At 73.3% G+C, this 14,958-nt stretch carries 14 protein-coding genes; 10 read left to right on the top strand and 4 right to left on the bottom strand.

Annotation, left to right across the window (positions count from 1 at the left end):
- Window positions 1–83: 83 nt before the first annotated feature.
- The 4 genes from ACH9D3_RS08520 to ACH9D3_RS08505 form a co-directional block, all read right to left on the bottom strand.
- Window positions 84–701 (bottom strand): signal peptidase I, encoded by a 618-nt coding sequence (locus tag ACH9D3_RS08520; protein ID WP_396410597.1) that lies wholly within the window; start codon window positions 699–701, stop codon window positions 84–86.
- Complete coding sequence (locus tag ACH9D3_RS08515) at window positions 698–1,714, bottom strand: hypothetical protein (RefSeq protein WP_396410596.1); 1,017 nt, start codon at window positions 1,712–1,714, stop codon at window positions 698–700. Before ACH9D3_RS08515 ends, ACH9D3_RS08520 begins: the two co-directional genes overlap by 4 nt.
- Before the next feature lie 15 nt (window positions 1,715–1,729).
- Complete coding sequence (locus tag ACH9D3_RS08510; RefSeq protein ID WP_396410595.1) at window positions 1,730–2,353, bottom strand: hypothetical protein; 624 nt, start codon at window positions 2,351–2,353, stop codon at window positions 1,730–1,732.
- A gap of 92 nt (window positions 2,354–2,445) precedes the next feature.
- The gene (locus ACH9D3_RS08505) at window positions 2,446–3,045 is read right to left on the bottom strand and encodes an alternate-type signal peptide domain-containing protein (RefSeq protein ID WP_396410594.1); all 600 of its coding nucleotides are present in this window, start codon (window positions 3,043–3,045) and stop codon (window positions 2,446–2,448) included.
- 390 nt (window positions 3,046–3,435) lie between these two features.
- Between ACH9D3_RS08505 and fdhD the strand changes: the two genes are divergently transcribed.
- The 10 genes from fdhD to ACH9D3_RS08455 all read left to right on the top strand — a co-directional run bounded on the left by fdhD (window position 3,436) and on the right by ACH9D3_RS08455 (window position 14,888).
- Window positions 3,436–4,347 (top strand): formate dehydrogenase accessory sulfurtransferase FdhD, encoded by a 912-nt coding sequence (gene fdhD, locus ACH9D3_RS08500; RefSeq protein WP_396399616.1) that lies wholly within the window; start codon window positions 3,436–3,438, stop codon window positions 4,345–4,347.
- Entirely contained in the window at window positions 4,344–5,078 is a 735-nt protein-coding gene (locus ACH9D3_RS08495; protein ID WP_396410593.1) for a glutamine amidotransferase, read from the top strand. The genes fdhD and ACH9D3_RS08495 overlap by 4 nt, the downstream gene beginning before the upstream one ends.
- A gap of 201 nt (window positions 5,079–5,279) precedes the next feature.
- Window positions 5,280–6,572: an ABC transporter substrate-binding protein gene (locus ACH9D3_RS08490; protein ID WP_396399666.1), complete on the top strand. Its 1,293-nt coding sequence runs from the start codon at window positions 5,280–5,282 to the stop codon at window positions 6,570–6,572.
- Between the two features lie 64 nt (window positions 6,573–6,636).
- Window positions 6,637–7,746 carry an ABC transporter permease subunit gene (locus ACH9D3_RS08485; RefSeq protein ID WP_396410592.1) on the top strand — a complete coding sequence of 370 codons (1,110 nt, stop codon included), beginning with the start codon at window positions 6,637–6,639 and terminating at the stop codon, window positions 7,744–7,746.
- Window positions 7,743–8,639: a carbohydrate ABC transporter permease gene (locus ACH9D3_RS08480; protein WP_396399613.1), complete on the top strand. Its 897-nt coding sequence runs from the start codon at window positions 7,743–7,745 to the stop codon at window positions 8,637–8,639. The genes ACH9D3_RS08485 and ACH9D3_RS08480 overlap by 4 nt, the downstream gene beginning before the upstream one ends.
- Window positions 8,639–10,090 carry a GH1 family beta-glucosidase gene (locus ACH9D3_RS08475; protein ID WP_396410591.1) on the top strand — a complete coding sequence of 484 codons (1,452 nt, stop codon included), beginning with the start codon at window positions 8,639–8,641 and terminating at the stop codon, window positions 10,088–10,090. The genes ACH9D3_RS08480 and ACH9D3_RS08475 overlap by 1 nt, the downstream gene beginning before the upstream one ends.
- Window positions 10,091–10,131: 41 nt before the next feature.
- Window positions 10,132–11,151 (top strand): substrate-binding domain-containing protein, encoded by a 1,020-nt coding sequence (locus tag ACH9D3_RS08470; RefSeq protein WP_396410590.1) that lies wholly within the window; start codon window positions 10,132–10,134, stop codon window positions 11,149–11,151.
- A gap of 62 nt (window positions 11,152–11,213) precedes the next feature.
- The gene (locus tag ACH9D3_RS08465) at window positions 11,214–12,311 is read left to right on the top strand and encodes a Gfo/Idh/MocA family oxidoreductase (protein ID WP_396410589.1); all 1,098 of its coding nucleotides are present in this window, start codon (window positions 11,214–11,216) and stop codon (window positions 12,309–12,311) included.
- Window positions 12,312–12,425: 114 nt separating this feature from the next.
- Window positions 12,426–13,553: a CPBP family glutamic-type intramembrane protease gene (locus ACH9D3_RS08460; RefSeq protein WP_396410588.1), complete on the top strand. Its 1,128-nt coding sequence runs from the start codon at window positions 12,426–12,428 to the stop codon at window positions 13,551–13,553.
- Window positions 13,554–13,562: 9 nt separating this feature from the next.
- Window positions 13,563–14,888: a M18 family aminopeptidase gene (locus tag ACH9D3_RS08455; RefSeq protein WP_396410587.1), complete on the top strand. Its 1,326-nt coding sequence runs from the start codon at window positions 13,563–13,565 to the stop codon at window positions 14,886–14,888.
- The last annotated feature ends 70 nt before the right edge of the window (window positions 14,889–14,958 follow it).

The raw sequence follows: 14,958 nt of genomic DNA, 5'->3' as shown, positions 1-14,958 counted from the left end.
GGGGCCCGGCCGGCCGGTCGGCCGCCCGGCCGCCCGTGACGTTCCCGGAGCGACGTGGCGGCCGCCGCGAGGCGATGAAGGGGTCAGCCGCCGTGCCGGACGGCGGGCACCACCGGCAGCGGCTCCGTCGGCGCGTCCGCCGGCGACACGGTCCCCACGGCCCCGTCCGCGCGCCGACCGCGGTCGCGGGCCACGCCCACGAGCTGCCACAGGGCGTAGCCGAACAGGGCCGCGGAGGCCAGGACGATCCCGCCGCGCTTCTGCTCCGCGTCCAGGAGCGTGGCCGCGTGGCCGGCCCAGGGCACGTGGTACTGCACCACTCCGCGGAGCTGGGTGGCGGTGACCGGGTCCGCGTCCGGGGCGGCGTTCGCGTCCCCCCGGGTCGTGAAGCTCCGGCGCCCCTCGCCGTCCACCGCGACGCCCACGATCCGGTGGGTCACGAGGGTGGGGTCGTCCGGGTGGGGCATGAACGTCACGACGTCCCCGGTGCTCAGCCCGGCGGCGTCGGCCTCGCCCTCGAGGGGCTGGACGACGACCTGGCTGCCGGTCGGGACCGTCGGCTCCATCGAGCCGGAGAGCACCGTCAGCGGCACCCACCCCAGCACGAGCGGGACGACGACGACGGCGAGCAGGAGCGCGGCCACCGCGGCGAGGAGGGCGGCGAGCACGGCGTGCACGGCGCGGCGGGCCACGGCCCTCACCGGGACACCCCGTCGACGCCGGCCGCACCGGCCCCGGGGGCGGCCGTCACCGTGCCGCAGGACAGGCGGTTCCAGAAGTTCGCCGACCGCGTCACCGACCACAGGTCCGCGCTGTCGACGTAGGTGTCGCTCGCGGCGGACGGGTACGCCCGGATCATGGCCTGGTACTCGCCGTTGCCGGGCAGCTCCGACCGGCTGACGCCCAGCGCCCGGAGATCGCCGGACCCGCTCCTGACCTCCGTCCAGTCGGCGGTGCCGACGCGGCGCACCATGAGGCTCCAGCGATGGACGGCCGGCGTCGCCACCGGGTCCGTCACGCTGCTGTCCGGCCAGGCCCAGCGCAGGGTCGCCGTCTCGGTCCACCGTGCGGTCGTGCAGGCCAGGTGCCGCTGGGGATGCCGCTGCGCGGGAGGAAAGCCCACGGTGTGCGGAACCGTCCACTCGTGCGCCCGCGACCAGGAACCGGTCCCGGCGGAGACGGTCTCCAGCGTGGTGACCACGTCGAAGGTCCGACCCGCGGAGGCCAGCAGCACGTCCCGCTCGGAGGCCGTCGTGGCGACGCTCAGGCACAGCGGCCGGTGCTCTCCGGCGGGGAGCGGATCGCGCGGTCCGCCGCCGACGGACGTCACCGGGGTGCCGGCCGTGCCCCGGACGACGGCTCCCCACCGGCCGGTCGTGCCCGAGCAGCCCGTCGCTCCGGTGCGGTAGGCGATCGACGGGCCGGTGCCGAGGAAGTCCGCGACGTCCCCGGGGACGGATCCGGCGGCGGGCCGGACCTCGACCGCGGCGGGCCGGTACTCGAGGTCGGCGGCCGAGGCGTTGTCCAGGCGGGCGGCGTCGCCGGCCGCGGTCAGCGCCACGTCGAGCCCGCCCATGGCCAGGGCCGGCACGGCGAACGACTGCCGGTCGACCCACGCCGCATCGGTGCCGGTGCCGGGGGTCGTCAGGACGATGGTGGCGAGCACGGCGAGGACACCGAGCACGTAGGCCGTGAGGTGGCGGTACTGGCGCATGGCGTCTCCTGGGGGTCAGTTCTGGGCGAGCGTGACGGTCGGCGTGCCGAGGTCGAGCGTGACGTGCTGCAGCTCGGAACCCCACCAGTCGGCGGGGTCGGCGTCGTGGCGCGCGGCGCCGCTGCGGGTGGCCGGCACGCGGTAGGTGACCTCCACGTCGTAGGCCGCGCCGTGGTGCTCGGGCGTCACGGTCCACGTGCCCGCCGCGCCCGGGGCGGCCGGGAGGGCGGGCGCGGCGGCCACGGGAACCACCCGCGCGCTGCCGAGGACAGGGCTGCCCGCGGGGACGCCGGGATCCACGCGCAGGGTGGCGGTGAGCCGGGTGCCTTCCACGGCGAGCACGGCACGGGTCGTGACCGTGACCGCGTCGCCGACCGTCACGTGCGGGACCGCGGCCAGGGCGGTGACGTCGGTGCTGCCCGAACCGGACCCGGACCGGTCGTGGACGGCCGTCGTGGGTCCGAGCTCGACGGCCAGGCGGCCGGTGCTGACGGCCTGTGTCCCGAGCGGGGCCTCGGCGGACCAGCGGGCGGCCGTCCCGAACCCGCTGCCGAGCAGCGTCAGGGCCAGGAGGGCGGCCCCGGCGGCTGCCAGGGTGCGGCCGGTGGCCGGGGGGCGGGGCCCGGGGGAGCGGGTCATGGGAGCCTCTGCGGGGGGAGGGGACGGGGCGGGGGTGCGAGGAGCGGAGCGCCCCGGTGCGGCGGCGGAGCCGCACCGGGGGCCGGACCGTCTCACACGGTCTGCGTGAGGAGCAGCCTGGTGTCCTGCAGGGGCAGGCCGGTGATGTTCTGGCCGGCGGTCCCGTCGACGCTGTCGGCGTTCCAGAGGAACGTCGCGGTGACGGTGACGTCCTGGTCGTCGTCGACGTCACCGGCGACGGTGTACAGGTCGTCACCGTCGGAGTCCACGTCCTGCAGGCCCGTCATCGTGAGGCTGTAGGCGAGGTGGCCGGCCTCGACGGCCTGCTGGAGGGCGTCCGGCAGGTCGAGGGCCAGGGTCCCCTTCAGGTTCTCGCCCTCCGCCTGCACCGTGGTGACGGTGCTGAAGGTCAGCGTGTCGCCGGGGACGGCCCGGAAGACGGCCGGGTCGATGGTGTTCTCGCCGTCGGTCCAGACGGGCGTGCTCGGCGTGCCGAGCCGGAGCTCGCCGGTGGACAGCGAGGTGCCGGCGGCGAAGACGTCCTTGTCGTCGGACCACTGCGAGAAGGTGCCGCCGCCGGCGGCGAGGAGACCGACGGCCACGGCACCGGCCAGGACGGCCCTGCCGGCGCGCCGGTTGCCGCCACCCGGCGCGGTGGACTCGGACTGGGGGTTCTGCGGTGCAGCGTTCATGGTTCCGCCTTCGAGCGAGAGGAGTTGGGAGTGCAGTGGAGGAGCGGTGCGCCGGGTCGGGGCGCGGGCGCCCGGTGGGGTGCCCGCGGGATGCGGCGGGCACCGGTCCTCCCTTGCGCGGGGACCGGGCCCGCCGCGCCTCGCGCACCGAGCCGCGGCACCGCCGTGGAATCGGGGTGGACCGCCCGGGGAGTCCGCCGGCAACCCGGCCCGCCCTCCCCGTGACACGTCAACTCTAGACAAAAGTCTATGCAAACGAACAGAGGTGTCCTGTCCCCACTTCGCCCGACGTTACTGTTCGGTAATGTCCCCGCTCCGGCCGGTCCCGGTGCGGGCCTAGGATGCCGGGGGAGGGCTTTCACCCCGAAGCACCCGGACCGGAGGACCACCATGACCCGTGCATCCCAGCGACGCCGCGTGCACCGGTACACCGCCGACGGCGACGGTGCCGGGCGGGCGGACACCCTGGCCGGCGAGGAGCCCCTGGAGATCCGGCTCGACGGCAGCCCGTTCACCGTCACCATGCGCACCCCCGGCAACGACTTCGACCTCGTGGCGGGGTTCCTCGTCTCCGAGGGCGTGGTGCGGGGGCCGTCCGACATCGTGCGGATGGACTACCGCAGCGGCGTCGGCCCGGACGGGCAGCGGACCTACAACGTGGTCGAGGTGCGGCTCGATCCCGGCGTCGTCCTGCCGGACACGTCCATGGAGCGGCACGTCTACACGTCGTCGTCGTGCGGGGTGTGCGGCACGGCGTCCATCGAGGCCGTCACGAAGGTGTCGTCCTTCGACCCGGCCGAGGACGCGGTCCGGCTGCCCGTGCCCGCGCTCCTGGGGCTGCCGGACCGGCTGCGGACGGGGCAGAAGCTGTTCGACACGACGGGGGGCGTCCACGCCGCGGGGCTCTTCCGCTTCCCCGGCGGTCCGGACGGGGCCGGCCGCGAGGGCGCCGCCGAGCCCGAGCTGCTGTGCGTGCGCGAGGACGTGGGGCGGCACAACGCCGTGGACAAGGTCGTGGGCTGGGCGCTGCGCGAGGACCTCCTGCCCCTGCGCTCGACCGTCCTGCAGGTCTCGGGCCGCGCGTCGTTCGAACTGGTGCAGAAGGCGTACATGGCCGGGATCCCGGCGCTCGCGGCCGTCTCGGCACCCTCGGCGCTCGCCGTGGACCTCGCGGACCAGGCCGGTGTCACGCTGCTCGGGTTCAGCCGCGGAACGTCGTTCAACGCCTACGCCCACCGGGAGCGGCTGGCCGCCCGGCGAGGTCCGGGAGGGGCTCCCCCGCTGACTACCATGGAGTCATGAAGCCCTTCCTGCTGCTCGCCACCCGTGCCGAGGACGACATCGCGGACGAGGAGTACGAGACCGTCCGCCGGTTCAGCGGCCTGCCGGAGAGCAGCCTCCACCGGGTCCGTCTCGAGGCGGGGCCCATGCCGCCGATCGACCTGGGACGCTACTCCGGAGTCATCATCGGGGGGTCCCCCTTCAACTCCTCCGACCCGCCGCAGCAGAAGTCCGCGGTCCAGCGGCGGGCCGAGTCCGAGATGCGGGACCTGCTCGACGAGGTCGTCGCCCGGGACTTCCCCTTCCTCGGCGCCTGCTACGGCGTCGGCACCCTCGGCACGCACCAGGGCGGGGTCGTCGACCGCACCCGCGGCGAGGAGATCGGGGTGGTCGAGGTGTCCCTCACGGAGGAGGGGCTGCGGGACCCCCTGCTCCGGGAGTTCCCCCCCGCGTTCCACGGGTTCGTGGGGCACAAGGAGGGCACGCGCCGCCTCGCGCCGGCCGCGGTGCTGCTGGCCACCGGCACGGGCTGCCCCGTCCAGATGTTCCGGATCAAGCAGAACCTCTACGCGACCCAGTTCCACCCCGAGCTGGACGCCCCCGCACTGCTCAACCGGATCGAGGCGTACAAGGAGCACGGCTACTTCCCGGCGGGCGCGGCCGAGCAGGTCAAGGACCGGATCCGCAACGGCCCGGCGGTGACCGAGCCGGAGAAGATCCTCGCCGCGTTCGTGGACCGCTACGCCGGCTGACGCCCCGCAGACCCCTCCGGCGTTCGCGCCGCAGACGTTCCGAGAACATTTTGCGACTCTGAGAGAGCGCTCTCTTGACGCTGTGACCCAACGCACATACAGTCGTGGCACAGCACAGAGAGCGCTCTCTCAGTACCACGAGCTCCTCTCCGGCCGTTCACACACCAAGGAGTGATCGTGGGACACAAGCGACTCAAGAACATGACAGCCCTGGCGGGCGCGGTGACGCTCGCCGCCGTGGCCTCGGGCTGCGGCGCCGGTGCGGGCGAGCCGGCCAGCGCCGACAACCCCGTCGAACTGACCGTGACCACCTTCGGGACGTTCGGGTACGACGAGCTCTACGGCGAGTACGAGGAGCTCAACCCGGGCGTGACCATCAAGGCCACCAACATCGACCGCGGCTCCAACGCGCGGACCGACGCCTTCACCAAGATCGCCGCCGGCTCCGGTCTCAGCGACGTCACCGCCATCGAGGAGGGCTGGCTCGGCTCGATCATGGAGGTCTCCGACCAGTTCGTCGACCTCAACGAGCACGGCGCCGCCGACATCAAGGACCGCTGGGTGCCCTGGAAGTTCGAGCAGGGGACCGACCCCGAGGGCCGCGTCATCGGGTACGGCACCGACATCGGCCCCCAGGGCCTGTGCTACAACGGGAAGCTCTTCGAGGAGGCCGGCCTGCCGAGCGACCGCGAGGAGGTCGCGGAGCTGTTCGGTGGCGACGACGCCACCTGGGAGACCTACTTCGACCTCGGCCGCGAGTACCAGGCCACCACGGGCAGGGCCTGGTACGACCAGTCCGGGTTCGTGTGGAACTCCATGGTCAACCAGCTCGAGGAGGGCTACTACACCGCCGACGGCGAGCTGAACGTGGAGGGCAACGAGGAGCTGCGCGAGCGCTTCGACCTGCTCGCCGCCGGCACCCTGGACGGCCTCTCCGCCAACCAGACCCAGTTCGACTGGGGCAACGGCCAGGCCTTCGTGGACGGTTCCTTCGCCACCTTCGTCTGCCCGGGCTGGATGCTGGGCACCATCGAGGGCCAGCTCGAGTCCGCCGGCGGCGGCGAGGACAGCGGCTGGGACTTCGCCGACGTCTTCCCCGGCGGCGCCTCGAACTGGGGCGGGGCGTTCCTCGCCGTCCCGGAGACCTCCGAGCACCCGGAGGAGGCGGCGAAGCTCGCGGCCTGGCTGACCGCGCCCGAGCAGCAGGTCAAGCAGTCGGCCGCGGCGAACAACTTCCCGAGCACCGTCGAGGCCCAGCAGAAGCTGGTCGAGGAGGCCGCCCCGAACCCCGTGTTCAACGACGCGCCCACCGGGGTGATCCTCGCGTCCCGCGCCGAGGGCGTCGTCGCGCAGTTCAAGGGACCGGACGACTCGGTGATCCAGGAGAACGTGTTCCTGCCGCCGCTCAAGCGGCTCGACGCCGGGACCGCCACGGCGGACGAGGCCTGGGACGAGGCGCTCACGCTCCTCGACGACCTCGTCGTCAACAACTAGCAGGACCGGCCACGGGGTCTCCGGAATCCGCCGGAGACCCCCTCACGGAAGCGCGAGAAGCCTCATGACCACCACCTTGAACCGGCCCGGCGCCGCGGCTCGCCCCGTGACGCCGCCGGCCCCGCCCCGACCCACCCGCAGACAGCGGCTCAGCGTCCTGGACCTGAAAGCCTCTCCCTACCTCTACATCGCACCCTTCTTCGTCCTCTTCGCCGCGGTGGGGCTGTTCCCCCTCGGCTACACGTTCTTCGTCTCGCTCTTCGACTGGCACCTGCTGACGGGCCGGGGCGAGTTCGTGGGACTGGGGAACTTCGCCGAGGTGCTGCAGGACCGCTTCTTCTGGAACTCGCTGTTCAACACGGTGAGCATCTTCCTGCTCTCCAGCATCCCGCAGGTGACGGTCGCGGTCGTGATCGCGGCGGTGCTGGACCAGAACCTGCGCGCCAAGACCCTGTGGCAGATGAGCGTCCTGCTGCCCTACGTGGTCACCCCCGTTGCCGTCGCCATGATCTTCACGAACATGTTCGGCGAGCAGTACGGGCTCATCAACAACATCCTCGGCAGCCTCGGGATCGACCCGATCATGTGGAAGAACGAGACGCTGCCCAGCCACATCGCCATCGCCGCGATGGTGAACTGGCGGTGGACCGGCTACAACGCGCTGATCCTGCTCGCGGCGATGCAGGCGGTGCCCCGGGACCTCTACGACGCCGGCGCGATCGACGGCGCGGGCCCGGTCCGCCGGTTCTTCAGCATCACGCTGCCGAGCATCCGCCCCACGATGGTGTTCGTGGTCATCACCACCACCATCGGCGGCCTGCAGATCTTCACGGAGCCGAGGCTCTACGACCCCGTGGCCGCCGGCGGCACGCAGCGCCAGTTCCAGACCACGGTCCTCTACCTGTGGGAGATGGCGTTCCAGCGGCAGAACTTCGGCAAGGCCTCGACCATCGCCTGGCTGCTCTTCCTGATCATCGTGCTGTTCGGCCTGGTCAACTACCTGGTCTCGCGCCGCATCGCGACGGCGTCCGAGCGGCGGGAGCCGCGGCGGAGGAACGGACGGGGGTTCCGGCGGCGTGGTGCAGGGGCCGAGGCCCCTCCGGCGGTGACGAACGCCGGCGCCGGGGCACCACCGGCAGCACCGGCCCGCAGGACCTCGAGGAGGACACGATGACCACCACCACCACGCCGACGAGGACACGGGCGCGGCGGAGCCGGGCGCTGCCCGTGCGCCGGCGGATCCTCGGCGACGGGCACCGCCCCGGCTTCCTCACCTACGGTCTGCTGACCGCCTTCTTCCTGGCCAGCGCCTACCCGCTGTGGTGGTCGGTGATCATCGGCAGCCGCTCCAACGAGGCCCTCGGGCGCACCTGGCCGCCGCTGCTGCCGGGCGGCAACTTCTGGACGAACGTGGGCGAGGTCTTCGACACCATCCCGTTCTGGCTGGCCCTCGGCAACAGCGTGCTCATCTCGGGCATCATCACGGTCTCGGTGGTCACGTTCTCCACGCTGGCCGGGTACTCGTTCGCGAAGCTGAGGTTCAAGGGCCGCGACGGGCTGATGGTCGCGGTCGTCGCGACCATGGCCATCCCCACGCAGCTGGGCATCATCCCGCTGTTCATGCTCATGCGCGAGCTGGGCTGGACCGGTGAGATCGGCGCGGTCGTGATCCCCACGCTCGTGACCGCGTTCGGCGTGTTCTTCATGCGCCAGTACCTCGTGGACGTCATCCCCGACGAGCTCATCGAGTCGGCACGGATGGACGGGGCGTCGATGATCGCCACCTTCCGGCACGTCGCGCTCCCCGCGGCCCGCCCGGCCATGGCCATCCTCGGGCTGTTCACGTTCATGACGGCGTGGACGGACTTCCTCTGGCCGCTGCTGGTCCTCGACGCGAGCAACCCGACCCTGCAGACGGCGCTCAGCCAGCTGCAGTCGGCCCGGTACGTGGACTACTCGATCGTCCTGGCCGGCGCCGTCATGGCCACGCTTCCCCTGCTGGCGCTCTTCGCCGTCGCGGGCAGACAACTCATTTCCGGAATCATGCAAGGAGCAGTGAAGGGCTGATGCCACGAACCGCAGGACACCCAGCAGCGCACCACCGCACCTGGCCCGAGGGCTTCCTCTGGGGCTCGGCCACCGCCGCGGCCCAGGTGGAGGGGGCGGGGCACGAGGGCGGCAAGGAGGACTCCGTGTGGGACGCCTTCGCCCGCCTCCCCGGCGCCGTGGCCAACGGCGACACCCTGGAGGACGCCGTCCGGCACTACCACCGGATGCCGGAGGACGTGCGGATCATGAAGGAGCTCGGACTCGGCTCCTACCGCTTCTCCACCAGCTGGGCGCGGGTGCGGCCCGGGGACCGGGCCCCGAACGCCGAGGGACTGGACTTCTACTCCCGCCTGGTCGACGAGCTCCTGGAGGCCGGCATCCTGCCCTGGCTGACCCTCTACCACTGGGACCTGCCGCAGGCGCTCGAGGCGAAGGGCGGGTGGGCGCACCGGGACACCGCCCACCGCTTCGTCGAGTACGCCGACGACGTCCACTCCGCGCTCGGCGACCGGGTGCGGCACTGGACCACGTTCAACGAGCCCTTCTGCTCGTCGCTGCTCGGCTACGCGGCCGGGGTGCACGCGCCCGGCCGCCAGGACCCGCGCGCCGCCGTGGCCGCCGTGCACCACCAGCACCTCGCCCACGGCCTCGCGGTCGAGCACCTCCGGTCCCGCGGGGTCGAGCAGCTCGGCATCACCCTCAACCTCAGCAACTCGATCCCCCGCGACGCCTCCGACCCGGTGGATCTCGACGCCGCACGGCGGTTCGACTCGCTGCAGAACCGCCTCTTCCTGGACCCGATCCTGCGCGGCGCGTACCCCGAGGACACCCTGGCGGACCTCGAGCCGTTCGGCCTGCGCGACGTCGTCCGCGACGGCGACCTCGAGATCATCGGCGCCCCCCTGGACTTCCTCGGCGTGAACCACTACCACGACGACCTGATCAGCGGACACCCGGACCCGTCCGGCGGCGACGGCCACTCCGGCGGTGCCACCCGTCCCACGTCGTCGTGCTGGATCGGCTCCGAGGACATCGCGTTCCCGAGCCGGGGCCTGCCGCGCACGGCCATGGACTGGGAGGTGAACCCGGACGGTCTCCGCAGGCTCCTGGTGCGCCTCGGGCAGGAGTACCCCGCGCTGCCGCCGCTGTACGTCACCGAGAACGGCGCGGCCTACGACGACGTCGTGAGCGCCGACGGCGCGGTGCACGACACGGAGCGCACCGAGTTCGTGCTCGGCCACATCGCGGCCGTGGGGGAGGCGATCGACGAGGGCGCGGACGTCCGCGGCTACTTCGTGTGGTCCCTGCTGGACAACTTCGAGTGGTCGTGGGGCTACGGCAAGCGCTTCGGCGTCGTGCGGGTGGACTACGAGACCTTCGAGCGCACGGTCAAGGACAGCGGACGCGCCTACGCCGGGGTCATCGCGGCGGCGGAGCGCACGCCGGTGGCACCGTCCACCGGCGCCTAGCATGGATGTCAGGGCACACGACGAGAGCACCGGAGATGACCATGATGCAGGACACAGGCGGTCCCCGGCCCGTGCCGACCCTCGAGATGGTGGCGGCGCTGGCCGGGGTCTCGCGGGCGACCGTGTCCCGGGTGGTCAACGACTCGCCCAGCGTCGACCCCGACCTCGCGCAGTCGGTGCGCGAGGCCATCACCGCCCTGGACTACACGCCGAACCGGGCGGCGCGGTCGCTGGCGAAGCGGCGGGCCAACTCGGTCGCGCTGATCATCCCGGAGTCGACGTCGAAGGTGTTCGCGGACCCCTTCTTCACGACCGTGGTCCAGGGCATCGCGATGCACCTGACGGACACCGACTTCACCCTGAACATGGTCATCGCCTCCGAGGCGAAGCCCGAGAAGACCCGGAGCTTCCTGCTGGGCGGCAACGTGGACGGCGCCCTGGTGGTCTCGCACCACAGCGGCGACCACTCGTGGACCCACCTCTCCGGTTCGCTGCCCATGGTGTTCGCCGGCCGCCCGCTCGTCGGCGCCCAGGACGCCTGCTACGTGGAGGTGGACAACGAGGACGCCGCGTGCAGCGCCACCCGGCTGCTCACCTCGCGCGGGCGCCGGAGCATCGCGACCATCGCCGGTCCGCAGGACATGCCGCCGGGCATCGACCGGCTGGCCGGCTGGCGGACCGCGCTGCGTGAGGCAGGCCTGGACGACCACCTGGTGGAGGTCGGGGACTTCACCCTCGCGTCGGGGGCCGGCGCCATGCAGCGGCTGCTGGACCGCGGCCGGCCGATCGATGCCGTCTTCGCCGCGAACGACCAGATGGCGGCCGGGGCGTACACCGTGATCCAGGGCCGCGGCCTGCGGATCCCGGAGGACATCGCCGTGGTCGGTTTCGACGACGACTCCTTCGCCACGTCGGTCACGCCCGCGCTGACCACCGTGAACCACCCGATCATCGAACTCGGCCGGAAGATGGCCGAGACCCTCGTCGACATGATCGAGGGGCGGCCGACGGACCGCGTGACCATCATGTCGACCTCGCTGGTGCTGCGGGACTCCGTCTGACCGGCCCTCCCCGTCCGCCGGCACCGTCGACGGCCCTCCGTGCTCCCGTCCGAAAGGCGACCATGCCTCCTGCACCCTCGACCGCCCCGGCTGACCCTCCTGCTCCGGCCGCCCTGTCCGCCCCGGCGGAGCGCGACGACCCCACGGCGGCGACGGGCAGGCCCGTGCGCTGGGGCGTCGTCGCCACCGGTTCGATCGCCGGCCGCGTCGTCGAGGACCTGGCGCTCCTCGACGACGCCGTGCTCACGGCGGTCAGCTCCCGCTCCGCGACCTCCGCCGCGGCCTTCGCGGGGCGCTTCGGCGCGGTGCGCGGCTACCACGACCACGGCGGCACCACGGGCTGGGAGCGTCTCGTCGCGGACCCCGACGTCGAGGTCGTCTACGTCGCCACGCCCCACGCCCAGCACCGTGCGGTGGCCGGGGCCGCCCTCGCGGCCGGCAAGCACGTGCTCTGCGAGAAGCCGCTGACCATGAACGCCCGGGAGGCCCGGGAGCTGCGGGAGCTCGCCCGGGACCGCGGCCTGTTCCTGATGGAGGCCGTGTGGACCCGCTTCCTGCCGAGCTTCGGGCGCGTCCTCGACGTCGTCCGTTCCGGTGCGATCGGCCGGGTGCGCTGGCTCCAGGCAGACCTCGGCGCCCCGGTCCCCTTCGACCGCGCGTCCCGGATCTGGGATCCCGCGGCGGGAGGCGGAGCCCTGCTCGACCTCGCCGTGTACCCGCTCACCTGGGCGCTCGCAGCGCTCGGCGCACCGGACGGCATCACGGCCCGCGGCGTCCTCCACGAGGACGGCGTGGACCTGCACAACGGCCTGACCCTCTCGTACGCGGACGGCGCGCACGCACACCTCACGACGTCCATCGAGGCGGACTGCCCGGGCACGGTCACCCTCAGCGGGACGGACGGCTGGCTGCGCACCGGGGCGCCCCTGTACAACCCCGGTGAGCTGGTGGTCCGGTCCGGGCGCGCCGCGCCGCGGACGGAGCGCTTCCAGCCCGTCGGGCACGGTTTCGCGCACGAGCTGCGGGAGGTCACGCGGTGCCTCCAGGCCGGACTGACCGAGAGTCCCCGCATGCCCCTCGCGGACACGGTGCTCGTGCTGGAGCTGCTCGACGAGGCGCGCCGGCAGATGGGCCTGCGCTACCGCAGCGACGCCCCGTGATCCGTCCGGCCGCCGCGGCGACGGGCACGGCGACGGGCACGGCGACGGGCGCCGGGGCCGCACCCCGACCTGTCGCGTGTCCCACCCGCGCCGGCTGCGGCTAGCGTGGGAGGCATGACCACACGCGCAGCCCCCTGGGGGCAGGGTTCCCCCGACGACCACCGGGAGGATCCCCGTCCCCGGCTCCTGCCGTACCACCGGCTCGGCCACGCCGACCCCGAGCACCGGTGGTGGAAACCGCTCGTGGAGCTGCTGCTCTTCGGGGCCTTCTACCTGGTGCTGGCCATCGTGTTCGGCATCGTGTGGGCCGTGGGGCTCATGGTCTCGCGCGGCGAGGAGGCCCTGGACGAGATCTTCCTGGGACCCGCGGAGCTCGAGATCATGGACCCCGCGATCTTCTTCATGCTCTTCTTCTCCCTGGTCCTCATGATCCCCGCGCTCCTCGCGGCCCGGGCCATCATGGGCCCCCGGCCCGCCGGGCTGCTGCTGTCCGTCACGGGGCGGCTGCGCTGGGGATTCCTCGGCCGGTGCCTGCTCGTGGCCCTGGCCGTCTACGCGGTCGGCCACGCGGCCGCCGCCCTCGTGGAGTACGCACTGCTCGGTCCGCCGGCCGCCCCGCGGCCGGTCGAGGGCTTCTGGTGGCTGATCGCGATGATCGTGCTCGTGGTGCCGCTGCAGTGCGCGGCCGAGGAGCTCGTCTTCCGGGGCTATCTGCTGCAGACCGTCGGACGGTGGCTGCGCCGGCCCGTGTTCGCGATCCTGCTCCCGGTGCCCCTGTTCACGTTCGGGCACCTGTACGACACCTGGGGGCTGCTCGCCGTGGCGGTCATGGCGGTCGTCGCCGGCTATCTCACCTGGCGCACCGGTGGCCTCGAGGCGGCGATCGCCCTGCACGTGGTCAACAACGTGATCGCGACGCTCTTCGGCGCCCTCGGACTGGCCGACCCGGACGCCGAGGAGTCCTCGTGGATCGCGCTCGTCATCTCGGCGGCCATGCAGGTGCTCTTCGCGTGGCTGGTGGTCCGCGCCGCAGGCCGGCGCGGCGTGGAGGTGACCCGGACCGTGCACCCGCCGCGGCCGCCCGTGCTCCCCGTGGTGGGTCACGTCCCCGGGGGCCACGGTCCGGGCGGACCCGCCGGGACGGACCACCTTCCCGGCGGCTGGATCTGCCCCGGCCCGCCGGCCTGTCCCGGTCGCCGGGCGGAACCGGTGCCCGGGCCCGGGACGCAGCGCCTTCCGTAGACTGGCGGCATGGACTCCCGCGCCACCCCCACCGCCGCGCCCCGGCCCGCCGTCGAGGACCTCGGCCGCTACGTCATGGACTCGCCGAGCTCCTTCCACGCCGCGCACGCGGCGTCCGTCCGGCTGGACGAGGCCGGGTTCGTCCGGCTGGACGAGGCGCAGGACTGGGCGCGGACGGGCGTGCGCGGACGTCGCTACGTCGTCCGCGACGGGGCGGTCGTCGCGTGGTGCACGCCCGCGGAGGTCCCGCCGGCGGCGGGGTTCCGGATCCTCGGCGCGCACACCGACTCGCCGGGCTTCAAGCTCAAGCCCCGGCCCAGCACGACCGCCCACACCTGGTACCAGGCGGGGGTCGAGACCTACGGCGGGGCGCTGCTGAACTCGTGGCTGGACCGCGAGCTGCGCCTGGCGGGCCGGCTCGTGCTCCGCGGGCAGGACGGCGCCCCGGTCGAGCGGCTGACCGCGACCGGGCCCGTGGCCCGCATCCCGCAGCTCGCCGTCCACCTGGACCGCGACGCCAACAAGGGGCTGCAGCTGGACCGGCAGCAGCACGTGCAGCCGATCTGGGGCGTGGGGCAGCCGGAGGACGCGGACGTCCTCGCGCTGCTGGCCGAGCACGCGGAGGGCGGTCCCGTGGACCCGGCCCGGATCGTCGGCTACGACGTGGTGCTGGCGGACTCGCAGCCCCCCGCCGTGTTCGGGCGGGGCGGGACGCTGTTCGCCTCCGGCCGGCTGGACAACCTGTCCTCCGTGCACGCCGGTCTGGGCGCCCTCGTCCGGGAGGCGGAGACGGTCGAGCAGGGCCGGCACATCGCGGTGCTCGCCGCGTTCGACCACGAGGAGATCGGCTCCCGCACCCGCTCCGGCGCCGCGGGGCCGTTCCTCGAGGACGTGCTCGTGCGCATCGCCGAGGGCCTGGGCCGCAGCGCCGCCGAGCACCGGCGCTCCCTGGCCGGGTCCGTGTGCCTGTCCTCCGACGCCGGGCACCTGGTGCACCCCAACTACCAGGGCCACCACGACCCCGTGAACCGGCCGGTGCCCGGGGCGGGACCGCTGCTGAAGATCAACGCGGACCAGCACTACGCCACGGACGCCGTGGGCGCCGGGATCTGGGCCGAGGCCTGCGAGCGCGCCGGCGTGGGCTACCAGGAGTTCGTCTCCAACAACCGTGTGCCGTGCGGGTCCACGATCGGCCCCATCACCGCGGCCCGGCTGGGCGTGCGCACGATCGACGTCGGCATCGGCCTGCTGTCCATGCACTCCGCCCGGGAGCTGTGCCACGTGGACGACGTCGCCGCCCTCGGCGCCGTCGCGGGTGCCTTCTTCACCGCCTGACGCGCTGCGGGAGGCGCTGGCGCACGCGCTGCCGGCAGGGGGCGGGTACGGACACGGCGAGGGGCCGCGG

It is taken from the genome of Kocuria kalidii, from assembly GCF_044462225.1.
GTDB classification, from domain to species: Bacteria; Actinomycetota; Actinomycetes; order Actinomycetales; family Micrococcaceae; genus Kocuria; species Kocuria kalidii.
Note: the sequence above shows the minus strand (reverse complement) of the source record. Positions and strands in the feature narration are given on the sequence as shown.